Here is a 25,584-nt window from a genome sequence, read left to right as displayed (position 1 = left end):
GAAATGAAAGTTTTTATCGCGGGTTTGAGTACAGAAACAAATTCTTTCTCGCCTTTGCCAACAGGGATGCTGAGCTTCGAAGAGGCGGCTATCCATCATGGAAATGCAACGTCAGACCCGATCCAATACTGGACGTCGCCTTTGCATGTCTGGCGCCAGTTGGCGGAAGCTGAGGGTTGGTCTGTAGTTGAAAGCCTGTCCGCACATGCGCAGCCTGCGGGGCCTACCGTGAAAAAGGTATATGAAGGCTTTCGCGATGAAATTCTTCATGATCTGGAACAGCACGGGCCCGTCGAAATTGTCTTGTTGGCGCTTCACGGCGCGATGATTGCCGATGGGTATGATGATTGCGAAGGCGATTTGATAGAAAAATGCCGGGCAATCTGCCCCGATGCCATTATTGGAGGCTTGCTTGACCCGCACTGTCATTTGACAGACGCCATGATGACGGAGGCCGATCTTCTGGTGCCCTTTAAAGAGTATCCGCATGTTGATATTCCAGAACGGGCGGATGATTTATTTCGTCTGGCGCGCGAAACAGCGTTGGGGCATATTAAGCCGGTCATGCGCGACTATGATTGTAAAATGATTCTTGCCATGCCTACCCCTCATGCGCCAATGCGGGGTTTTGTAGATGCGATGAGTGCGCGAGAAGGAAAAGACGGCATTTTGTCCTTGTCTATTGCCCACGGTTTCCCGTGGGGGGATCACCCCAGAACGGGGACCCGGGCGCTTGCCATTTGTGACGGAGATGCAGAGCAGGCAACCGCTGTCGCGACCGACCTTGGACAACGCCTATACGCCCTTAGGCGTGAACTACTCTCTGAAAATATTGATATTGAGACGGCATTGGATAGAGCGGAAGCTGAACAAAACGGGCCGGTCGTGCTTGCTGATATGTCTGACAATGCAGGGGGAGGGGCGCCATCTGACTCAACCTTTATGCTTAAAGCGATGCTGGATCGCAATATGACGTCTGTTGCAACGGGTATCTTCTGGGATCCGATTGCGGTGCGGATTTGCCGGGAAGCGGGAGAAGGGGCCACGCTACCACTGCGATTGGGAGGCAAATGCGGTCCAATGTCCGGAGACCCTTTGGATTTGACCGTTACCGTTAAGCGCTGCCTTTCCGGTGCCAGCCAAATGTTTGGGACCTTGCCTGTACCTATGGGGGAAACGGTTTGGCTTCAGTGCGAGGGGATCGATATTATCGTGAACGATATTCGAACCCAGACCTTTCATCCTCAAGCGTTTGAGCAGCTGGGGATTACTCTTGCAGACTACAAATATATTTGCGTCAAGTCCTCCAACCACTATCAGGCAGGGTTTAATCCGATCGCCAGTAAAGTGATCCCGGTCGCCACGCCCGGTGCCATTACACCGGATTTTGCCAACATACCCTATACCAAACGAAAACCGAATTATTGGCCTAAGAGCGAGGACCCGTTCGCATGACAAACGCACTGATAAAAGCACGGGACGCTTTTTCTTCGCGCCACCCTGAAAAGCGGATGATGTTAAATGGGCGTGATTGGGGCGTACTGGATGTGGGCTCCGGGCCTGCGCTGATTTTAATTCCCGGCACTTTGGGCCGCGCAGATATTTTCTGGCAACAGATAGAGGCGCTGTCTGATCGTCTGCGCCTTGTGGCTCTTAGCTATCCGAATAGTGGCGGCATTGAAGACTGGTCCGAAGATTTGATGCTGCTGCTTGAACAACTGGAGATCGGCCGCGCGAGTATTTTAGGATCGTCCCTTGGGGGCTATTTGGCTCAGTATTTTGCATCGGCTCATCCCAAAAAAGTGTCGGTCCTGATCGCGGCAAACACGCTGCATTCTGTTGTTGGTATGGATCAACGGGCTCCTTATTCCTCAGATCTTGAAGCTGCCCCTATCGAAGAATTGCGTCAAGGATTTGCAGCGGGGCTTCGTTTGTGGGAGGAAACGCATCCCGAGCAAAGTGATCTTGTTGAGCTGCTGCTTAACGAAGTCAATGGCCGTATTCTGGAAAAAGAACTTCGCGCGCGGCTGTCTGCGTTGAAATTTGGTCCGGAATTATCAGAATATCAGGCAAATTCCGTGACGGTCGAAACCGAGGATGACCCGCTGATCCCGGATGATATGCGGCAGTCTGTCAGAGCCCGGTTAAAACCAGAAGTCGCCTATCGGTTTCTGTGGGGTGGACATTTCCCTTATGTTATTCGCCCGGAATTTTATACGTCACTGTTGGAGGAAACCCTGAATTTGGGGCTAACTGGACCACAATGGGGTAAGGGAGGTCTGCGAGAGAAATGATTATTCTGAGCAATGATGATGTGGCTCGTCTGTTACCCATGGAGGCAGCCATCACCGTGGTGTCTGATATAATGAAAACCGTATCACGCGGCACAGAAACCTTGCCGCTTCGTACGGCCATTCCGGTGGGCGGAGCTAATAAAATGGGAGTCATGCCGGGCGCGATAACCGACCCGGCCTGTTTTGGGGTTAAGCTGGTCAGCCTGTTCCCGACTAACCCATCGCTTGGGTTGTCCTCGCATCGCGGTGCGATTGTTCTGTTTGAAAGTGAAACCGGCGGCGCCATTGCGATGATGGATGCGGGCCTGTTGACGGCAATTCGCACGGCGGCAGCAAGTGGTGTCGCGACAGATATTCTGGCCCGGAAAGAGGCGTCATCCCTTGTTCTTGTTGGATATGGAGAGCAGGCAGAATTCCATCTGGATGCAATATGTACAGTGCGACCCATTGAAACTGTAGAGGTTGTGGGGCGTTCTGCGGAAAAAGCGGCTCAATTTATTGCGCGGGCAGTTCAGAAATATCCCAATATTCGCTTTTGCTCGGGCACCGATGTGGAAAAAGCGGTAAAAACTGCTGACATTATTTGTACGGTCACCGCGTCTCCCGCACCGATTCTTGAGGGCCGCTGGCTGACCCGTGGTTCCCACATAAACGCGGTAGGCTCGTCCATCCCGACCATGCGTGAGTTGGACGATGAAGCGATTTTACGGTCTCAGGTGTGGGTTGACTATTGGCCTTCCGCAGAAGCGCAAGCGGGCGAAATAGTTGATATGATAAAATCAGGTCTAATCACAAAAGACGATATTCAGGGCGAAATCGGCGCTGTTTTGTCAGGGGAAATCAACGGGCGGCAGGACAAGGATCAGATAACGCTTTATCGATCTCTTGGAATAGCCGCGCAGGATCTGTCCGTCGCACATTTTGTTGTGACAAAAGCCAAAGAAAACAATCTGGGCCAGCAGGTGGCTTTTTAGTGCCGCATAAGACACTGCAGTTTTTTGGGGGCGCGTGGCCTGCCTGTTCAGCAACGGCTCTACATTCTGCTGGTCAGGTAGGGGTGCACTGACCTTTTGAAGAGGATAAAAACAACTCCGGCGTTTGCACTGATAGTCGGTAAAACCCTGTCCGGATACCATCCTCCATACGGTGCCCGCTCTTATAAAGAGAAGAGCCATGCAGGCCTCACCCTTCCTGCTGGTTTCGGTCTGAATAACTGATCATGGGCATGAAGATTTCTTGTCCTGACAGTGTAATCCCTCTATATTAGATAGTTCAAATTAATAAAAATGGAGAGCAGGGTGACCTTTTCCAGTCCTGCCGCAAGAGGTTCCCTCTTGTTAAGGCTGTCTCTCGCGACGCGCTTGCATCACATTTCAAAGCTGATGTTGTTAGCCGTGCCTTTTTTAATGGGAACGTCGGCCTTTGCAGATGATGACCGGCTTGTAAAAGCGAACCAGAACCGCGAAGCCGCGCAAGCACGGGCGCAAGGCCAGCTTGGATATCCATATGTTTTTCGGGAGTCTCGAGACAGGCAGGTAGACTTTCTATCTCTTGCTGCCCAAATAACAGCCCTTTCTCATTTAATGGATCAACTGGCCGCCTCTCAAAATGAACCCACGATTTCTACTCCGCCAGAGGTTCCGATAAACGCTGGCCTGAGGCGCTCTCGCGCCGGTGCTCTGACGAAAGAGGCCTATGGCCCGGATGGTCCAACCATAAAGTCCGTTCGTTTGATCGCTGAATATCAATTAATCCGAAACGGCAACAAACGCCTGAAACTTGGCGAGATCAAAGACCAGACGGATAGTTTGATACTGGATATCGTGACGCAGGATGGCTCGTTGGTCGAACGATATAAAATAGTCAAAGAAACCGGGGATTGGCTGCCGGTGGAAGATCCGTGAATAACTAACTTTAAAGCTAGGAACTTGTCATGATTGCAAAACCGTTACGTGTTGGATATTCCCCTTTAAACGTTTTTTTGAGTGCTCTTGCGATTGTCAGTCTTCTGGGAGGGGCTGCGAAGGCTGATGAAGAAAAAATTCCGGTTCTGACTGACACAGTTCAGGAAATTAAAGGTCCAAAACGGGTTGTTTCCGTAGGGAAGTTTGACGCAATCGGATCGTTTGAACAGCAATATGGTGATTGGGATATCGGCGGTGGCATATCGGCGATGATGACAACGGCCCTTGTTGAAAGTGAACGGTTTATTGTCCTGGAACGGGCCAATATGGGGCAGGTTCTTGCGGAACAGCAAATGAAAGGTCAAGGCGTTACCAGTGCGACCACAGGGCCCGCCCTTGGGCAGGTTACAGGAACCAATTTCCTGATTTATGGATCTGTCACCGAATTTGGTGCTGCGGATTCTGGCGGTGGGATGAGTTTGGGCCTGTCCGGTGGCAGTCTGGGTAAAATGCTTGGTGTCGGGCTTTCCCGGCAGACGGCCAGTGGCAAGGTTGCCATGGATATCCGGCTGGTGAATGCCACCACGTCCCAAGTGGAGGAAGTGTATCGGGTTTCTGAGCAGATCGACAATTCATCATGGGATATAAATGTCGGCTATGAGGGAGTCAGTCTGGGGACCAATCAGTTCTTGAAAACCCCGCTTGGTGAAGCCACGCGCAAATGTATTACCAAAGCGGTTCAGCAAATAGCCGCTAAAACAGATAACCTTCCCTGGACAGGGCAGGTGGTCGACTTCGATGGCGGTGAGGTTTACATCAATGCAGGTGCTGAAACGGGCCTGAAGATGAACGATAAATTCCGTGTCGAACGTATTCTCAAAAAACTGACGGATCCTGCAACGGGAGAATTGTTGATGCTCCGTAAAAAAGAGCTGGGCCTGGTAACAGTGACAGAAGTATTGCCGAAAATCTCTCTTGGTAATTTTGCGCCATTGGATGCCGATGCTCCACAACGCGGAGATCTTGTTGTAACCATTAGCCAATAGGAGGGGAGGACAAATGCCATGGGCGATCGTCGTTCCGGACCTGCAAAAAGGGTTGCCAGATATCTTCTGATATCTCTCAGTAGTGTTCTCGTCTTAACGGTTGGGGCGGTTCGTGCACAACAAACACCCAGCTATTATCAAAATTCCTCACCGTCCTATTCTGCGGGAGAGACACCGACAACTGGTGGGGGATACGCCACGCAGGCCGGTCAGGCCCAACAGGCGGGTCAGGCAAAACAGGCGACACAGGCACAAGGTTATAAAAGCCCTTATTCAAACTTGCCGACAACCAGCGGGGGCACCTCGACAACCACAGGGCCATCAATTTTATTGCAAAGTCCAAATACGCTACCTGGAACGACCGGTGGTTCCGGCAATACGGGCACAACGGTTGATTACTACAGCAGTAAAGGAACGAGTGGCACTTATGTCATCCCGAAAAATCTTGTACCTCCGAAACCGCATCCGAACGCCGTTCTTCAAGGGGAAATTGTCATTCAAAGTGACACGGATCCGGAGCTAAATGAGACGATCACGGTGCAGGGCAGGCCCAACACGACAACGGCCCCCTCGACAACTGAAACCACCGCCGGAACATCTTCTTCAGCCCCGGCGACATTGGCCGCTCCGAAACAAAGCCTGCCTCTTGGCGCGGTTACGCAATCCCCGTCTCGCCTTAGTGGGGATACCGCCCCAACGGTTTTAAAAGAGACCGTCCCTTCTGTAACTGCAACGGCGCCTAAAACGGCAACAACAAGTACGCCTGAAATCACAACAGGCGGTGCGCCCACGATAAAAACTGAAACAGAAACAAGCCCGAACACTCCAGGATTAACCACAGGTTCGGGGACCCAAACCCGCACAGATACAAAAACGGCGTCGCCAGCTCCCTCGTCAACCGAAGGCACGGCCGAAACGGTCGTAACGACCCAACCGACCGTTCTTGAAAAACCACCCGCTAAACCGGACAGTATCACATCCACAACCGGAATGTCTGCACCGGCGAAAACGGAAAGCGGTGGGGATACAGCTATCTCCACTTCACCGACGCCTGAAACCAAGGCGTTGACGTCAACGGAAACGCCATCCGATGCACCGGCTATCGTTAATCAGCCCGCAGCAACACCGGAAACCGTAGAAACGACGAACAATGCGTCTTCCTATGATCAGGCAGCAAAAAAAGCGGAAGAAGAAGCATTGCGTAAAGCCCGCCGAGAAGAGGCTGGGAATGCGCGCCTGGGGTCCAAGGAACGGGCGCAGGCTTTGTTAAACCAGTCACCGTCCCATATGAATTCTGACCAGCACGGCCAGCAAAGCATGGTCAGTGATACCCCAAGGGCGCCCATAAATTTTGGTGAAATCAACGCGCTTTCTGCGTCGATCGGGCAATTCATCCGACAGGGTGTTGCTATGGCATCACTGCCGTCCAATGTGGCCCCGGAAGAAGATGAACCTGTATGCGCGGCCCCTGAAATTGCTGACGAGTTGCAGGAACAACTGGATAAAGAAAAAGAAGAGCTGAAAGAGGCGTTACGCAAAGCCCGCGAGGAATTGGAGAAGAAAAAGAAAAAGCTGGCCGATGATAAAAAGGCAGATGAAGAAATTAAAAACCGGAAAAAACTGAAAGAAGCGCAGAAAAAACTGAATGACCGTTTTAAGGAGCTGTCTGAGGATCGCCAGAAACTAAGCGAAGAACGGGATGCGCTGGACGATAAGAAAGAGAAATCCCAGGAAAAATATGACGATGCGCGCCGTAAAGAAAGCGAGGCCCGCAAAGGCCCTCCTGCCGATCCAAATTGCCGTAGCGCCAATTGTCAAAAACATCGCACCGCACAGGCAGATGCCCGCAAAGCGTTGAACGAAGTTCAGAAAGGCGAACAGGATTTCCAGCGAAAAGTACGCGATTTTGAACGGACGGAGCGCGAATACCAGAAAGATGCAAACGCGTTTGAAGATGCGTTGGACCGGGGGTACGGACAGTCAAAGGATCAATGGAAAGAAAGGATGCTGAAGAAACAGGATCAGGCACTTCGGGATCAGCGCCGGGAAATGGAGAAGCGGATCAAGCAGCTTGAGACCAAGGCAAAGGGTAATTCGGCAGAAGCCCGTCAGGATAAAAACAAATTAAAACAGATGGAGCGTCAGGCAGATGACGTTCGTAAACAACGAAAAGCCGCGCAGGATTATATCGACCGGTATAAAGATTCAGACAATGGTGACTTTGATAAAATCATGAAAGCCCGCGGTATTGTTGAACAGGCAGACAAATTTATCCGGGATTTGTCGAGCCTTAAGAACGGCGTGGAATATCAGGAGTCCTATGGGCGTGGTTTAAACTCTGGCGAAGCCCGTGAACTGGATCGGCTTAAGCAGGACAGAAAGAAAATCACCGGCCATTTGGAGAACGAGAAAAGTGGACCGGCTTATAGGGCCCGTGATTTGCGCAACCAAATGGAACAGGACGGCGTTCCAACAATGCAGGAGACGTTAAGCTCCTTTGGCGGCATGCTGGATACAGATGCCAGAGATAAAAAACTGGCGGCGCTGGAACAGGGCATAAATGATTTGAAAGCTGCTGAAGACAGAGTGCAAAACTTCAAGGGGCAACCGAATGCGGACGGGCATCAGCAAGCCGTGGAGGCTGACAAAAAAGCGCAAGCCCAACTGAAAGACCTGACAGAGCAACGCGAGAAATTCAGAAGTTCTCTTCCTACGCGATATCCAGATCAATCAACAGAGCTGAACAGCGCTAAAAAAGAATTAGGAGAATTGGAAAACGCCCCCAACAGCTCGTGGCGTGATAGGCAAAATCTCAAGGAAAAGGTTGAGAAGCTGGAACGGGCACAGGAACGTCATAAACGCGAATTTGCCATTCATAACAGGCAGGTTGACGAGAAGTTTGGTGATAAGGTAAGGGCCGCAGAAACGACTGCTGAACTTTCAGGATATCGTGCACTGGGGGCCAAGGGGCAACAGATTGTCAGTGATTATAACCGTGGATTGCCCGATGTTTTTGGCGCAGATGGAAAAGTTGACCCTCTGAAGGTCGGGCGTGTCGCAGCGCAAATCGACAAACAGTTAAATGATCTGGGGCAATTGAACGGTGAGCTGGGAGGTCTAAATCAGGTGCGGGCCAATCTGGTGCCGGGTGAAGACGGCGCACCGTCCTTGGCTGCGCAGGCTGGTATGAGCCAAAAAGCGATCGATGCCCGTTTGAAAGACATAGACACTCGCATTCAAAAAGCCGGTGGGTACCGCGATCAGGTTCGCGCGGGTCTTACCAAACAGGGTTTCGTCAGTGACATACAGCCAACGGGTCAATGCCAGATCAACTCCGTTAATAGTGCAATGGGGGCTGCTTATGTGAAAGGCACGCGGGCTGCGGCGGCGAACCAGAAAAACAATAAAGGAAAACAGGTTGCCTCGGCCTCTGGGGCCTCTCAGGGAACAGCAAGTCCGGCGGCCAATGCTGTTGCTAAAAATATCAGCAATGTTCAACAGGCAAAGCAGGCTCAACAATATAAAATGCCAGGCTCTGGCGGTGGGCAATGCGTCGGTTCTGGCGCGCCTAAAGTCAGTTGCTCTGACGGCCAGGCCAAAGACCGGGGCAGTCAAATGGCCGGCCGGATAAATCAGGCCTCGACACAGTTGGTCCGCGCGGCGGGTAGCGCAATCGGTGGCGCTGTCGCCGGGGGTATTGGATCAACTGCGGAAAACGCACGCGGTCTGGCAATCGGGACATCTCCCGCGCCTGTGTTACTTGCGGATAATCAGGGCCGGCTGCATCAACTGGAACAGGCAGCCGTTGCGCTTGGCGCTCAGGTTGCGCTGTTTACCAGGTTGAAAAAGGACACGCCAGAAACTTCAATTGCTCATCAGGTTTTTGCCCAGCAACAGCTCGTCTTTAAGACGGCGAAAGACGCGCTTCTTCCGGAAATTGCCGCGCTAAAAAATCAGACGAAAGCCCCTCCTGCGGTCAACCAGACCGCGGCGGTTCAGCAATTTAAACAGGCCATTGACGACATTGACGTTCATATCGAAGCCGTAGAAACAATGATGGCGTCGGTTCAGGGGGCTGGAATTCCCGGCTTGCTGGGCGCGCTGGATGGACAGCGTAATTCTTTATTTGCAGGGCGGGATGCCTTGCAGAAGAAAATGGAAACCCTGAAATCAGCCGCCGTGCAGCCTGAAGGGTTTGCTCCCGCATCGACGACAGCAAATAATACATCTCAGGCAACCCCAAAAGATCCGATAATCGAACAGGATAAAATCAAGGAAATTGTCAAGGTTCTGGATAAAACGATCCAAGGGGTTCGGCAGACGGAAACTGCTTTTAAGGACGGCGGGCAACCCGTTGTTGCGCAGGTTTTTACCAACCAGCGGGCCGCTCTTCAAGCGGTGCGCGATACGTATCTTGCCAAAATCAAACGGCCTCCTTCAGCGCCTGCGGGTGTCCGGGCACAGGTCGCCAGTCTTCGTCCGCAGGATCAGCAGGCTTTAACGCCTGTTCCCTCTCCTGAAAAAATAGAATTGGAACGCACAAGACAGCTGATCGACTGGATCAACACAGGCTTGATGCCTGCCTTTGAGCAAACGGACGAGATGGCGCAAAAAGTGCTGCCCCGGATCCTGATTGGCTTGATCAAGCAATTGGGAGCGACGGCAGCGGACGAATTGATCGATGAAACTGCGGATTTCATGGAGGATCATGGTCTGAAACCGACAGGTGCGCTGTTTATCGATGCATTAATGAAGCGGGCGGCGGCTGTCACTGCATTTTCAAAAACAGAAGAACAGATACTGGTTGCGGATCTGGCGCGGGCACATTTTCTAAAACAGGCCTTGCTGGATAAAAACAATAAATTGGGAGAGTCGGAAAAAGACATATTGATGCAGTCTTCCAATGAGTTGCGAAACAGTTTGAACCAACGACTGGAAGGACAGCTGAAAGGGTTGGATAACAAACCTGATGAGATGCTGCAGAAGTTGGCGGCATTGGCAGAAATTGCAAGCTTGCCGGGTCAGTCAGCTAAAAGCCTTAAACCTCTTCTCGATCAAATAACCCGACAACTGGCACGCCTTGAAAAAGGAGAGAAAATACTGGACCATTCGGGCAGCCAGGCGGCCGTTCAACGGTTGAAACAATCATTGACCGCTTTACAAAAAGCACTTCCGGCGAATGCTGAATTTCAAAGCAGAAACCTGCAACTTTCAAATTTGCTGGAGCGCGTCAATGGACAGTTAGCCCGGATCTATGATCATCAGAAAGCGAACGGAGAAAGCCTTGCTGGCCTGAACGGTGCAAAAAGCCGGTTGGATCAATCCCATCAAGCCATGCGCGGGGGGGATTTCAAGAAGGCTCTGGACCTGATCAATCAAACGACGTCGGATGATCCGTCTGTGAAGCTGGCGCGGTCGGTGGCCTTGATCGATACGGTGAATAACCTTGAACGCGTTTACGCGTTGCTTCCCCAATCTCAGCGCGATCAACTCGGGCCGTTAGAAGATTTAACCGCCAAACGCGATACTGCAATCGCCACCGTTCTGGAGATTTCAACCAATCCTAAACTGGTCTCTACGCTACTCCTTGGAAATGCAGAGCGTCTGGCGCGGGCCGGGAAATTTGCTGAGGCAAAACAAGCGATTGAAACGGCGCTCGTCAAAAATCCAGGTGATGAAGCGCTTATTGGTTCACGCTTCAAAATCGAACTCCTGTCAATCGGTGACAAAATAGACGAAAAGAGGCTGGCTGATTTAATCGCTAAATTGCCACAAGACGCGCGTTTGTCGGGCAGTCTGATCGCCCTGAACGATTTAATTTCTTCCGGTAGTTTTGATAAAACAGCCGTGTTGCTGATAAAACAGTTGCGGGAAATGAAAGATATTCCAAAGGATGTGAAAGATCGGTTCGATCTTCAGGTTGAATATGCGGATATCTCACTTCAGTCTTCGAAACTTGGATCGGGTGCGGACGAAGAAGCACTCAAGAAACAACTTCTTGCCTTTAAGGAGAAGCTGGCAACTGTCGGTGATCTGGACAGGGTTTATAGGAAGGCGTTGGAAAAAGCGGCGAACGGCTTGATTGAGCAAATCAACCAGGGTCAGTCATGGGCGCAAAAACTTGCCCAACAAGAAATCTCGCTTTCAGACCTGATGGATATTGTGCGCGGCTCTATTGCTGCCGGGCGTTATGATATTGCGGGTCCTGCCTTGCAGGCTCAGATGAAAAAGCTGATTAAGGAGGCTGGTCCAAAAGATATTCAGATCGGGCTCCAGCAAGCAACACGTTTGTTGGACAGTATTCGACTGCGCATGAACGGTGAAGGCGTATCGGCCGAACAGAGAAAGATACTGGGTGCCTTTTTGAAAGATCAGGGTGCGATTGTGTCGCAAACACTGAACGGTTACCTACAGGAAAGAATTCAAACCGCGGGGAAATCAGCTCGCAATGCCGCTCAGAACAATAAACCTGATCGAAGCGCGGCCGCCTATCGCTTTGAAATCAGGCAACTTGCCGGCTTAAAGCTGCGTCTTGATTTATTGCAGGTGCCTGAAGAAGATCGGGTGCAAAAAATGAACGAGCTGCGGATGGCTGCGAATAAAGCGATCCAGGAGTATGAAGCTCAGATCCGGTCTGATTTTTCTGATCGAGGCCTGTTGCTGAGGGATAAGGACTACGATAAAGCCCGGTTGGCGGGTGCCATTGCCGAGTTGAATCAGCTTCGTTCCGTGCGGGATGGTATGGATGATTATTGGTTCGATAACGCGGGCCAATATTCGGCGCCGGACACACGTGGAGAGCTATGGTATGGCCGTTTTCTGGCAAAAACCCATCGGGAAGCGGCAATGAAAGCCGTTCAGCGCGAACTTGCTGGTGTTTATGCCTATGGTCGGTCTGCGACTGAAATCTGGGACACTCGCAAGAATTACTCAATGACCGCAGGCCGGGGCTTGCGGGAAAAAACAATTGCCAATCATAAAAATGATCCACGGGATCGCGAGTATGAAGCCAATCCAGGAAAATATAAGGATTTTTGGCTGGAAATGGCGCTGGATGACGCCGAACTGGCCTACAAAGATAGTCGCCGGGCAGAGCTCATTAACGAAGATCCTACCCGTTCCACACCGGAAAAAGCGAAACTGTATGACTTCTTCGTAACGGCAGAAGCAAAGTATTTGCGAGCCTTGGTCGGCAGTTCAAATCCGTTACTTGAAATGTTTGAAAAGCTGGCCCAGACAGGGCGTCTCATGACCGGGGCAGCGAAGGATCTGGAAGCCCGGGTTGCAATCAACGATAAGAACCAACTGTTAAACGAATATCAGTCTGCGTTACTGGAAGAAGATCCACAGCGCCTGTTCCGTGCTTTGGTGCCGCTACGGGATGCATCCCTGGCCGGTGAAATCAACGCGTTTGTTAATTATCTGCACGAAGACTGGACGTCGGCCGGCCCCGCCCGGGCGTATAACCTGCTGGTGGGCATGGATGCAACTCAAGAAGCGCTTGAACAGATTACCGCAGAAAGTCAAAAGGTTCAGATTGCACTGATCCGCGCTGGGGCCAACCTGCCGGGTCAATTAAGTGACGCTGACAGAACCATTTTAACCCGTCATGGTTTCCTTACAGACGGAAAATATACCATCCCTAAACAGATCAAGCTTGATCCAACCAAGGTCGGAACTGAATTCGTCAATCTTACTAAAAAAGGCCCTTTGGCAACCGTCGACCGCTTCCTGAACGCAAAACAGGGGGCAGAGCTTTTTGCGACCGTTGCTTTGCCGGGCGGAATTGCTGGAAAATTTGGACGGGCCGTCACCATGGAAATGCTGGCGCTTGGCGGGGTGCGGACCCTCGGCGGAAAAGCGCTTGCTTATGGAACGGGACTTGCGGTTGAAGCCGGTGCGTTTACTGCGCTTAACCGGGGGGCGCGTATCGGACTTGATCCGACACTCGCCTTGCAGGACCAGTTTTGGTCTCGCGAAACGATCGTAAAAGAATATGCCCATAATCTGTTGATCATAGGGGCATTGAAAGGGTTTGGTAAAACAGCGCAGGAGCTGGGCAAAAGAGCCAGAGGCCTAGGGAGCACAGCGGCGGCCGGAAAATCCTACGCACGGGCACTTGAAAATGTCGCTTTCTTGGGCGAAGCCGGTCTTTTGACGGCGATGAACGGTTTGCTTGAGGGCAATCAGATTTCGCAGGACGACTATCTGGGTAATCTTTTGACGATTGTTCTCCTTAAAGGCACGAACAAGGTTCTTGAGGGCGGTGAAAAATCTGCATCGACCCGCTTGCAGGAGGCCCGGATAAATAAAATCCTGTCTTATATGGGCAAAGGCCCTGTTCCGGGCACAGGCCCAACCACACGTGTCAGCCAGTTACGAGAGGCGCAGATCCGCGAACTGAATTATCAAAACTGGCTTCAAAATGTTGATAAGCCAACCCGCATTCTTCTGGAAACCTATGGCGGTAATTGGGATGCGGCGCGCAAGGCTTTCCAGAAAGGGGAGCTGTCCGCCGCGAATATGCGCAAACTGACCCTGTTGCGCAAAGATATCGTTGATAGCCTTGCCAATGAAATTGTCAGGGAACTGGGCGGTGAAGTTCAGGCCTTTGGGTCGGAAAATCTGACCAGCGATTATGATATCAGTTTTGTTGGCCCAAAAGCTCAGTTGGCGGTCATTATTTTTAACGCCCGCTTCGCCAGTCGTTGGGGCAAGGCTGCGCAACTGGGCGGGCGGGAAACCGGTGTTGTTCTGGACACCAACGCTTATACAGAAACCATCCAAAGTCTTATAGAACAAGGCCGCGGCGATAGTGTTTTTCAAGATGCTTTTGCCCATATGGCCAATCGAAAATACCTGTCAGATGCGAACTGGGCGAAGCACCGGGCTTTGGTGTTGGAGAAAACACCGGAAGCGCTGCGGGCTGACGTTCAAAAAGTACTGGATTTCGCCGAGTCTGCTCATCGGGATTTCAAAACGCAAATCCAGTTGAAAATGGCGGAGCTGAGCGCGGACAAGGAAAATCCGGTGCGGGAAAGCGATTTGCAGATCACAGCTGAAAACAGGCTGTATGAAGATGCGCTTAAAGATATTCTGGCGCTCCGTGCGCAGTTTGAAAAAGCGACGGGCGTTGCAAAAGAAGCCTTGCGCCAGCAACTTCGTAATGCCCAGTCAAAGGCGCTGTATTTTGCTCAGGAAGCCTATCATACCCAAGGGGCGATTGAGCATGTGGTGATGTCAATTCAGGCGGCAAAACGCAAAATTACGGTTAAAAGCCTGACATCGGACACTCCGCCTAAATTGAAAATTGATTTAACACCGGATCAAGGTCGGCAATCGTATGTGGAACAGATCGCCAATATGATGAAGGAAATTTTGCACGAGGGGGATGCTGCCAAGCTCGCCTCCAAAGGGGCAAAATACTTTATTCGGGCACTGGATGCTGCCCAAATCGCGGGAATAAAACTGGCGGAGTATCGGGCATTAATCGAGCAGGTTGTGGCGTTGGATGCAAACCGGGCCGATCTTGCGAAAGTGCGGGAGATTTTGGCCGAAAAGGATCTTAAAACCGCAGAAGAGGTCAAAGGGGTTGAATTGACAGCTGCCGAGCGTACGGCAATCGAAAATGCTGCTGCCCAAAAGTTCCTTCAGGATATTCAGCTGTTGTCCAACGAATTGACGGGCAAGCTATATGATGGCCAGACATTACGAGTGGTTGAAAAAGAAGGTCTAGGACGGCTTGCCATCAAAACCGAAGCAATGAACACGCGGGATATAATTGAAAATATTGACCGACCTACTCAAACATTGATGGAGCGCTTTAAAGGAAACTGGAATAAAGCAAGAAAAGCCTATCAAACGGGCGAATTGTCAGCTGTCGAGATGCGCCTTCTGGTCAATCTCCGGCGCCGGATTGTCGATAGTCTGGCGGCAGAAATCATCAAGGAGTTGGGCGGTGAAGTGGAAGCGTTTGGTTCTGAAAACCTGACCAGTGATTATGATATCAGCTTTGTCGGACCAAAAGCGCAGTTGGCGGTAATTCTGTTTAATGCCCGTTTTGCAGCCGGTTGGGGGCAGGCGGCAAAAATCGGTGGGCGTGAAACAGGAACCGTTCTGGATACCAACGCTTACACAGAAACCATTCAAAGTCTGATTAAGGCCGGAAAAGGCGATATTACCTATCAGGATGCATTTTCCCATCTGGCCGGCCGGAAATATATGGAGAATGACGTCTGGCAAGCCCATCGTGATCTTATCTTGCAAAATACCCCACAAGCCAATCGTATCAATGTTGAGATCATGTTGCGCTGGGTGGAAGCCTCCAATGATGTTTTCAGGGCGCAAATTGAAGCGCGGAAGAAGCAGCTTCTGGAGGATCCAAATTCCAATACCAAACCCGAGGATGCTCAGATAACAGCAGAAAATCGGTTATATGAAGAGGCCTTGCAGGATATTCTGCAACTTCGTGAGCAATTCGAAAAAGCAGACGCCACAGGCCAGGATGCATTGCGGTTGAAGTTACGGAATGCCCAATCCCGCGCCCTTTACTTCGCGCAGGAGGCCTATCATACTCAAGGGGCGATCGAACATGTTGTCATGTCGTTACAGGCCGCAAAACGCAGCATTACAGTAGAGAGCCTGTTATCCGATACACCGCCGACCCTCAAAAAGCCGCTGACAACAGATCAAGGCCGCCAGTCCTATTTTGAGCAAGTCGCGAATATGCTCAAGGAAATCCTGCATGATGGCGATCCGGTAAAACTGGCGTCCAAAGGTGCGAAATACTTTGTCCGTGCCCTGGATGCTGCACAGATTGCAGGTTTGAAGCTTGGCAACCTGAAGTCCGTCGTCGAGATGACTGTAGCGCTGAACGACAACCGGGCCAATCTGGGTAGGGTAAGAGATATTCTGTCGAAGGATGCGTTAGCAAAAGCGCGTGCCGAGAAAGGTAGTGCGCTAACCGAAGCGGAAATAAAGCAAATAAGCGATCAGGCAGCACAGGGATATCTGGAAGCCATTCAAAAAGCAGCCAATCAGCTTACCGCTGACTTGTACAAATCCCATCAACTGGAAGGAACGGGCAAGGAAGCTGTCGCGGAAATGAAGCTGGGGCTTCCTGAACCTGCAAATGATAATGTGCCCTTCAGCGGTGAGAAGGTTGCCGGGGCAGAGGGCGTGGTGGAAAATGCCAGCCTGTCCGGCCGTGAAGTCAGGCCGTCATCTGACAGGAAAACTGGGGCGGGCCGTGACAATAGAAGCGCCCTGGAAAATGAAACCTATCGAACCCAGCGCGCTTTGAATTTCAAAGGGCCTAATGGCAAGGACGTTTCGATTTTATTGGGTGAATATGTTGCGAAAGGCGCGACCAGCTATGTTTATCGACATCTTGAGAATCCAAACTGGTTGATCCGCATTATCAAAAGTGGCGCCCGCGATGCGCAGGCGATGGACTCGTTCGGGCGGGATGTCTTGCAAAATGAAGTGGATACCCAATTCGTGCGAGGGGTTAAGGTCCACAAAACACTTGAAGCCACACAGGTCGGGACGAAGTTTTTCGAAAGCAACGGGGTTCGCAGGATCGAAATTGTTGAATATATGAAACAGGGCACGGCGGAAGACCTGATGGCCCGCCCTGAACAAAATGGATCTCTGACAGATGGTCAGCGCATCGCCCTTGATCAGGGAACTCGCGAGCTTAACCGAAAAGGGTATGCATGGCTGGATAATAAGCCAGATAATTATACGTTTGAGCGGGTGGTCGAGGGTAAGGATTTGTGGCGGTTGGTCATCATTGATCCGGGCGGTATTGTCCCGATGAGCGGGAAAAGCGCCTATGAACGGTATGTGAACGCGCATGAGTTACAGGGGCGCATTAATTTACTTGAGGATTATATGATCGAACTGCTGGATCGTCATAAAGGGGCACCTAAATTTGTGGTCATGGATATAAACAAGAAGATTTCGGCCGACCATAAGTCAAAAATAGACTTTCATGTGCTAGGCATCGAACCCAAAAATCTTGCTTATTCGCCGATTGGGTATTTTAACCTTCGTCAGGCACAGAACTTATTTGCCATGACCGCAGAGGCGGCCAATCAAAATTACGAAAATCATGTGCGTCAGCAATTGGCATCCGGACAGTGACAGGGATCATCTAAGGGATCGTTTGGCAGATCAGCTTGCGAGTTTATGAATTTCTTCATCCAGTAATGTGTTCATCGCTGTCATGAGTTTCGGCAAATCCAGCGGCTTGGAACAGACTTCATCCATACCGGCCTCCAGATAATCTTGCATATTCTTCGCGACGACATCTGCGGTTAGGGCAATAATCGGTATGTTTTTGTTGGGGGTCGTGCCTGCCCGAATAAGCCGGGTTGCTTCCAGCCCGTCCATTACGGGCATGCGGGCATCCATCAAAATAAGGTCGAAAACATCTGTTTCTACAGATTGGACTGTATCCGCACCATTTTCCCTTACAGTCACGTCATGACCCAGTTGGGTCAGGATGGTTCGGATGATTTGTTGATTGATGTCGTTGTCTTCCGCCACAAGAATATTCAGTCTTTTTGTCGATTGCCACTTTTTCTTGCGGGAGGTAACGGGCTCGTCAGGAACTTGAAGTTCTGACTTTTTACAGAGAATAGTGAACCAGAAGGTACTCCCTTCGCCCGGTTGACTGCTGACGTCAATCTGGCCGTGCATCAGATCTACAAGCTTTCTTGAAATGGAAAGACCAAGGCCCGTGCCCCCGTAGATTCTGGAGGTCGAGTTGTCCGCTTGGGCAAATGGTTTGAATAGTTTGTCCTGAACGTTTTTCGTAAGACCGATGCCGGTATCCGTTACTTCAAATTTCAGGCAGATATTGTCATCTTCCTGGCTCAGTTGTCTGACAGAAACTGTTGTCCCGCCGTTTTCTGTGAATTTAAGAGCGTTCCCAATGAGGTTGGACAGGATTTGACCGATCCGCAATCGATCTGCACAGATCGACTGAGGGAGATCCGCATCAATCTTAACGTCCAGGTTCAACCCCTTTTCCCGATATTTTGCTGAGAAAAGCTGAACGGTTTCGTCAATTAGATGGCGGAAATTAAAATCAGTATTTTCGATCTCTATTTTACCCGCTTCCAGTTTGGATTGGTCAAGGATGTCGTTCAGGATGGCCATCAGATTTTGCCCGGAAACGCGGATCCCTTGCGCTAAGTCTAATTGTTGATCACTGAGTTCATCTTCAAGTAAAAGGTCTGTTAAACCAATGATCCCCGCCATTGGAGTCCTGATTTCGTGGCTCATTGCGGTTAAAAATTCAGATTTTGCAATATTCGCCAGCTCAGCCTGTTGTTGGGCATTTTTCAGATCTGTAATGTCGACCCGGAAGCCCACGTAACCACCTTCAGGTGTTTTCCGTTCCGCTATTTTCAGCCAGCGACCATTTTCCAGTTGCTGTTCCAGCACTGAGTTACTGTTGCGGTGCGCGGTCATTCGTTCCTGCACCCAGTCTTCAACATCATACCCTTCCGGGATAGCATATTGGCCCCGCACTGCGCCGCCTCGAATAATTTCTTCAAAACTATTTCCTGGAACGAATAAATCAGCGGATTTTTCGTAGAACTGTTTGTATTTTTCGTTACACATCACCAGACGGTCATTTGAGTCAAACAGGACAAAGGCGTCTTCAAGAATATCGATGGCGGAAATCAAACGATTTTGGGCAATTTTGGCTTTTTCTCGTTCTCGCTTGTTTTCTTCTTCTATCTGGACCTTTTCAGTTACGTTTATGCCGGTACCACGATACCCCAAAAAGGTGCCGTCTGAAGCGAAATAGGGTTGACCGGAGCTCTGTAGCCAAATGACGTTGTCGTTGTGGTCAGTGGTTTGATAGATGAAGCCGGAAAAAGGCATTCGGTCTTTTAAATCCTGAATGTGATTTTGCCAGACTTCGGCGCTTTCGGCGCTTTCGGGGCTGTTGGTAATAGGTTGCCGCGCCCGGCCAATCAACTTTTGAGCATTTATGCCGGTGCTTGTTTCAAATGAGTCTGAAAAATAGGTGAATTTCAAATCTTCATCCATTTCCCACAGCCATTCAGATGCGCTCATGGCAAAGTCCTGAAACCGTCTTTCACTGGCTTCCAGAGCTTTCTTCTGACCGGCAAGTTTTAAAATCAGGGGGCGGATTAACAGATAGCTGGCGACGGCACCAAAAATGATAATAGCGATCGCTGAGAAAATCCCGATAATTCCGGTTTCAATGAAAGGGGCTCTGATTTCCTGAATGGCAATACTGCCAACAATACCCAGATTTAGACTGTCAACAAATTCATAGGCGGCCAAAATTTCAACGCCGTTTGCATTTGTGGTAACTATTGTCCCGGAATGTCCGGATAACGCCAATTGCATGGGCACATCTTTTGTCAGCACGTCTGTATCGGCATTTAACTTACTTTTCAGGTGTTTGTGTCCGCCGGTTTCCAGATAATAATTGTTGCCATTCGCGGTACTGACCGCAAAAGAAAAACTTCCGGTTTTGCCAAAGCCTTCAAAATGTCGGTAAGTGTCAATCACTTGACTTAACGTCGTTCCAACAGCACCTTCAGGATTATCGGCATTGACGTCACGCGCATCAAACCGGGCAACGGCCGCGATGGTTTGTGCCTGTGATCGTGTTAGCGCTAACAAGCCTGCTCTTTGTTGTTCGAGGGCTGCGTTGTAGAGTCCCCAACCCCAAAGGCCCGCTGAACCAGCGGCGATAACTATCAAGCCAACAATAAGGGCGATTTGCTGTTTTTGTAAAAACAGATTTTTAGGTTTCAAGCTGAGGCTCCACATTACCACAGCTTACTCTATCATCCAGATGGTTTCGGAAGCGTAAACAGAAACGGAGTTTACGAGGCTTCCTGACGGGTTTGTAAGCCATTCCCGTATTTGGCTAAGTTCTTGCTAGAAAATATAGTTTTTGGATTGCCTGCAGCTTGGAAAGCTCTTTTCTAAGGCTCATTGGCGTGCCGGTGAACGGTCGCATTTATTGGGTCTGATACGAACATTTGATATGGTTCAGTGACGTTTCCCATACTGCAACAGGGGCGTGACCGATAGATTTACGTTTTTAGGGGACGGGCGGATATTCGGTTTCGTAGTACCAAACCTGCTCATGAGACGACCAGGCAGTGTTCTTTTGTTGATACGCCGGAAAGGTAATCCCGTCTAAGATATCAGAACAGATAAGAAAGCCCCGTTTGATCGAAGTTACAAACGAGGCTGTCTGGCTTTAACCGGGCGGCGCAAGGGTTTTTCTTTCGCGTGCCAAAATGATCTGCCGAATAATGATCGGAGATGCGAGCAAAGCGCCAACGCCCATCGTGACTATACCCGGTGCGATAAACAGCAATGACACAATGCCAATATACCACCGTTCCCATTGAGAGAGAGGAGCAAACAGATAGCCGGAAAAAGAGACGCCCAGCAGGCTGATACCTGCCATCACACCGGTTAGTGTAATGATGAAGGCGGACCAGGTGAAATCATCAGTGATTAACAGTAGGGCCGGAGAGTAGACGAAAACAAAAGGCACCATCGCTTTTGCGATCCCCAAACGGAAGGCTGTGTTGCCGGTTGCAAACGGATTGGATCCGGCAATCCCGGAAGCTGCATAGGCGGCAAGCGCAACCGGGGGCGTAATGTCGGCCAGCACGCCATAATAAAACACAAAGAAATGAGCGACCAGTGGCTGAACTTGAAGCTGTGTAAGGGCAGGTCCAGCGACGGCCACCAGAATGATATAGGTGGCGGTTGTCGGTATGCCGGCGCCCATAAAGATACAGGCAATGGCGACAAGGATCAGCGAGAAGAACAGTGCCCATTGAGGGACTTCAAAGAAACTGAACGGCCAGGTTGTCCCAAAGATGGCGCCAATGTCGGTTGCAGTTTGAACTACGACAAATCCCAATCGGAAACCGACGCCGGTCAGGGTGACGACACCCACAATAATCCCAACACAGGCGGCCGCGGCCCCGACCGCGATGGTATTTCTGGCGCCGGCGCCAAGCCCTTCCCAAAGATCGATAAAAGTCAGGCGGTGGGATGGTTTTAAAAATCCAACAACCACGCAGGCAATGATCCCATAGACAGCAGCAAAGTCGGGTGTCCGGCCCGCCAGAATGAAATACACCAAAATGACAAGTGGTGTGATGGCCAGCCAGTGTTCTTTCAGAACAAGGAAAAGTTTGGGTAGCTCTGCGGATGTTAGACCCCGTAAGCCCAGTTTCTTGGCTTCCAGATGCACCATGATGAAGATGCCAAAATAATGCAGAAGGGCGGGAAACAGTGCGGCTGCCAGAATATCCCGGAGCGGAATTTCGAGATATTCAACCATAATGAAAGCGGCAGCCCCCATGATGGGGGGGGTGATCTGCCCTCCGGTTGAGGCTGTGGCTTCAACGGCGGCAGCAAACCGGGCAGGATATCCCACGCGCTTCATGGCGGGGATGGTAAGCGCGCCGGTTGTTACTGTATTGGCAATGGACGATCCCGATATGCTGCCCATAAAGGCAGAGGCAAAAATAGCAACTTTCGCCGGGCCCCCTGAAAACCGACCCGCGATAATCATCGCCAGATCAATAAAAAGCTGACCGAGGCCTATGCGAGTGGCTAAAACACCAAATAAGATAAACAGAAAGACATATTGTGCCATGACCCCGATTGCGATGCCGTAAATACCCTGATTGGTCATGTAAATATGATTTATCAAGCCTAACCAACTTGTCCCGCCATGTTTTAGTGCACCGGGTGCGTAGGGTCCAAATAAGGCAAACAGGATAAAGATACTGGCAATGATGGGCAGGGTTGGTCCAACTGACCGGCGGGTTGCCTCCAGCGTTATAAGCAGGAGTGCTGTTCCCATAAAGACGTCTGATGTCGAAGGATTGCCGACCCGTTCCGAGACGACTTCGGGCGGCAATAACGGCAGATAAATTGCGGCACCGACGGCCAGAAAACCCAAGGAAATATCAATAAGATGAATACCTCCGGGACGATACCAGCGCGGTGCAGGTACATATCCGTCTTTGGCTTTAAAAAATGAATAGAGGAAGAATACCAGTCCGAGAACGAAGGATAAATGAATTCCACGGTGCAAGAGTTCGCGGATAAGACCAAATCCCGAGGCATAAAAATGGTAAATTGACATTGCAACCAGAACGGTTGAAATGAACAGTGCCATCTTCTTTCCAGAAAACCGAAAGGCTGTTTCAGGGTCATAGCGTCTTTCTATTTCCCGTAGTTCTTCAGCACTGGGTGCTCCCTTGCTCCCGCCCTGTTCAGTCATGTTTTCTTCCCCAAAAAACAGCAATAAAAAAAGACCCCAGACGCAGAGGCGTCTGGGATCCTGAAGATGTGAAAGCTTACTTGATCAGCCCGGCTTCTTTGTAGAATTTCTCTGCACCTGGGTGCAGCGGTACACCGATACCCGCAAGGGCGGTATCAGTTGTAATAGTTTTGCCTTTGGCGTGACCCACATCAAGCAGCTTACGGGATTCTTTGTTCCACAAAGCTTTTGTGATGTTGTAAATCAGGGTCTCGTCCTGTTTGGCATTTGTATACCACTGGGCACCCACGGCAACCGTCGGTGTGCCATTGACACCTTCGTAAGTTCCGGCCGGGATCTCACTTTGGGAGAAGAAACCGTATTTGTCGGTCAAAGATTTAGCTGCATCCCCGTCGATCGGTACCAGTTTGATGTCTTCAGCGGAAGCAAGCTCAACCAAGGAACCAGCTGGATATCCTGCGACCACGAAAAAGGCATCAATTTTACCGTTCCGCAATGCTTCGGATGCGGCATTGCCTTTCAAGGCTTCTGCCGTAACATCTTTTGTCGTCAAGCCATTTGCTTCTAGGATGAGTTTTGCATCCACATAGGTTCCAGAGCCTGGCTCGTCGAGGGAAACGACTTTGCCTTTCAGATCAGCAACAGAGTTGATGCCGCTTTTTTCAAGGGCAACCAAATGGATATGCTCTTCAAACAGGGCCGCAATGGTGCGAAGGTCCTTGGCGGGTGCCTTTCCTTCCATTGTTCCGGTTCCGGTATAAGCCCAATAGGCAACGTCAGACTGTGAAAAACCAGAATCGCGCAGGCCGGAAATAATGGCATTTACGTTATCGACTGATCCGCGTGATGACACGGCAGAAGCGATAAGACCGTCAACGCCGCAGCTGCCACCCTGACCACATTCCCGGGACCCGGGAGGCTTTGAGATGGCGTTGGCAATCACGCCGCCAACTGGATAATAAGTATAGGCTGTGCCGCCTGTACCAATGGTAAAGAACTTAAGGTCTTGCGCAGAGGCGAATGACATGGCGCCTGCCACCATCGTGGCGGCTACTGCCATCCCTGTCACAATTTTTTTCATTGATTTCATAAAAATTCCCTTCTCCCGTTAGCGAGGGATCGTCGAACAAACTTACTTTGTGTACGTATTACTTGCTCCAATAAAAAGATATTATGCCCCTAATTGTAAAGAAGATTATTTTCACTCTACAATATTGAATTTGTGATGGTTTTATCTTTGTGCCTCCGTGAGAGATGTGCTGCGTGTGCCCTGTGTCATAAATATGTACGCAAGAGAGCGTTAGCAGAAATCTTTAAGAGGGATCAATTTGAACCGTCTTTTTTTAGGGAATGGGAAATAGGCCCTTAAATATAAGCCAAATTTAATAATCATGCCCATTTGTTCTGGCTTTGCCATTTTCGCACGCTAAATTGAAAAACGGCAGGGCTCAATATAGAACATGGAGCTTGTCTTTTAAGGGAAATGGGAAACCCAGTTTATGGGTTCTTTTTTCCGGAATTTCCACTGGGCCCAGACACCGCGGTTGAACCCAATAAACAGGCCCTATTGACCAGCTAATACAGCATTTTCTTCAGATTTTCGGTAAGTTTCTCCAATGGGGAGTGCGAGAAAACTATTTTGCGGAATACCCGCCTTTTTTAGTGCCTTTTTAAGGGCGATCGGGGGTTCTTCGACCGGCTCACTGGTCAGGACAAAAGTTCCCCAATGAATTCCGATTGATTGCTCGGACTTTATATCCTGATGGATTAGGACAGCTTCCTCTGGATCTACATGGGATCCTTTCATGAACCATCTGGGGGCGTATGCACCGATGGGAATGAACGACAGATCAAATGGTCCAAATTTTTCGCCAATTTGCTTGAACTGGATGTCATTATAACCAGTGTCGCCGCCAAACCAGAAGCTTCTATTCTGGGCAGGGAACTGAACCGCCCAGGATCCCCAAAGGGTTGCAAATCGATCAAACAGTCCCCGGGCAGACCAATGCTGTGTTGGGGTAAGCGTCAGGACCATTCCTTTAAAATCGATTTTCTCCCACCAGTCCAATTCAATCACATTGGTTATGCCAACCTCTTGCAAAAGGCGGGCATTTCCCAGAGGAACCAGCCATTTCGTCTTATTCCCAATGGCTTGAATGGTCGCAAGGTCCATATGATCGTAGTGATTATGGCTGATAATTACGGCATCAATATCAGGTAGCTGATCAATGGATAAGGCCGGTGCGGTATACCGTTTCGGACCGGCAAAGGAAAATGGGGAAGCGCGTTCAGAAAACATGGGATCTGTTAGGATGTTGATCCCGTCGAATTGTATTAACAATGTCGAATGGCCGATCCAGGTGACTTGCAAATCATTGTCGGGCGGAGAGGTGATCGATGCAATATCGACCGAAACACGGGGTGTGGGAGGCATTTTTGCCAGCGCGTTTTCATCAGGCCAATTGCTTTGCAAACGAACTTTGAACAGAAAGTCAAAAAAACCCGCTTTTTGGGTGTCGTCCAGATAAAGATTACGAAAGCCGTCTTGGGTGTGGTGGGCCTTGGGGCGGGTTGGATCAAATGGCTGTAGTTCGTGAGAAGTGGAACAGCCAGAGACAACAAAGAGGATAATGATCAGACCCAGATACCGCATTTATGTCCTGTTCGTTCTTTTTATTTAAGGCAAAGCCTATCTCGGAAAGAGTAGGAACCAGATCTCGCCGAGACCCTCCTGTTTGCCACTATTCTCGTATATGAGTACTATATATATCCTAAAGCGTTTTGTAATGTTTGCTGATTTGGCATCAATAATGTTAGTTAACTTATAAATGGGAATTGCAGACCGCTTAAGAAACCGAAATTGTTCAATGGTCTGTCGAATATGATTAACTGGGCTTGAATATTGTATAGTCTGGCTGAAAGGGGTGGAGATGGTTGGAGGTACCCGATGGTTTGCGGCAATACGTCAGACGATCCGGCCACAGCTTATTGAGCTTATTTTCTACTCTTTTTTCGTCAAC

General features: G+C 50.2%; 10 protein-coding genes. 6 read left to right on the top strand and 4 right to left on the bottom strand.

Annotated features, from left to right (window positions below):
- Window positions 1–3: 3 nt before the first annotated feature.
- From ACJAYR_RS13380 to ACJAYR_RS13355, 6 genes are all read left to right on the top strand, one after another.
- Complete coding sequence (locus tag ACJAYR_RS13380; RefSeq protein ID WP_415237066.1) at window positions 4–1,455, top strand: M81 family metallopeptidase; 1,452 nt, start codon at window positions 4–6, stop codon at window positions 1,453–1,455.
- Window positions 1,452–2,294, top strand: a complete 843-nt coding sequence (locus ACJAYR_RS13375) for an alpha/beta fold hydrolase (RefSeq protein ID WP_415237065.1) — start codon at window positions 1,452–1,454, stop codon at window positions 2,292–2,294. The genes ACJAYR_RS13380 and ACJAYR_RS13375 overlap by 4 nt, the downstream gene beginning before the upstream one ends.
- Entirely contained in the window at window positions 2,291–3,268 is a 978-nt protein-coding gene (locus ACJAYR_RS13370; RefSeq protein ID WP_415237064.1) for an ornithine cyclodeaminase family protein, read from the top strand. Before ACJAYR_RS13375 ends, ACJAYR_RS13370 begins: the two co-directional genes overlap by 4 nt.
- A 324-nt stretch (window positions 3,269–3,592) precedes the next feature.
- Window positions 3,593–4,198, top strand: a complete 606-nt coding sequence (locus ACJAYR_RS13365) for a hypothetical protein (protein ID WP_415237063.1) — start codon at window positions 3,593–3,595, stop codon at window positions 4,196–4,198.
- Window positions 4,199–4,227: 29 nt separating this feature from the next.
- Window positions 4,228–5,244 carry a CsgG/HfaB family protein gene (locus ACJAYR_RS13360; RefSeq protein ID WP_415237062.1) on the top strand — a complete coding sequence of 339 codons (1,017 nt, stop codon included), beginning with the start codon at window positions 4,228–4,230 and terminating at the stop codon, window positions 5,242–5,244.
- A gap of 18 nt (window positions 5,245–5,262) precedes the next feature.
- Window positions 5,263–17,391, top strand: coding sequence for a hypothetical protein (locus ACJAYR_RS13355; protein ID WP_415237061.1), 12,129 nt, complete (start codon window positions 5,263–5,265; stop codon window positions 17,389–17,391).
- A gap of 30 nt (window positions 17,392–17,421) precedes the next feature.
- On the opposite strand, the gene ACJAYR_RS13350 is transcribed toward ACJAYR_RS13355, so the two are convergent.
- From ACJAYR_RS13350 to ACJAYR_RS13335, 4 genes are all read right to left on the bottom strand, one after another.
- Window positions 17,422–20,055: an ATP-binding protein gene (locus ACJAYR_RS13350; RefSeq protein ID WP_415237060.1), complete on the bottom strand. Its 2,634-nt coding sequence runs from the start codon at window positions 20,053–20,055 to the stop codon at window positions 17,422–17,424.
- 454 nt (window positions 20,056–20,509) lie between these two features.
- On the bottom strand, window positions 20,510–22,564 hold the full coding sequence (locus tag ACJAYR_RS13345) for a TRAP transporter permease (protein WP_415237059.1): 2,055 nt from the start codon (window positions 22,562–22,564) through the stop codon (window positions 20,510–20,512).
- A 76-nt stretch (window positions 22,565–22,640) separates the two neighbouring features.
- Window positions 22,641–23,645 carry a TAXI family TRAP transporter solute-binding subunit gene (locus tag ACJAYR_RS13340; RefSeq protein ID WP_415237081.1) on the bottom strand — a complete coding sequence of 335 codons (1,005 nt, stop codon included), beginning with the start codon at window positions 23,643–23,645 and terminating at the stop codon, window positions 22,641–22,643.
- A gap of 483 nt (window positions 23,646–24,128) precedes the next feature.
- On the bottom strand, window positions 24,129–25,217 hold the full coding sequence (locus ACJAYR_RS13335) for an MBL fold metallo-hydrolase (RefSeq protein WP_415237058.1): 1,089 nt from the start codon (window positions 25,215–25,217) through the stop codon (window positions 24,129–24,131).
- Window positions 25,218–25,584: the final 367 nt, after the last annotated feature.

Origin of the sequence: Sneathiella sp. (assembly GCF_047631475.1) — a bacterium.
GTDB lineage: Bacteria > Pseudomonadota > Alphaproteobacteria > Sneathiellales > Sneathiellaceae > Sneathiella.
Note: the sequence above shows the minus strand (reverse complement) of the source record. Positions and strands in the feature narration are given on the sequence as shown.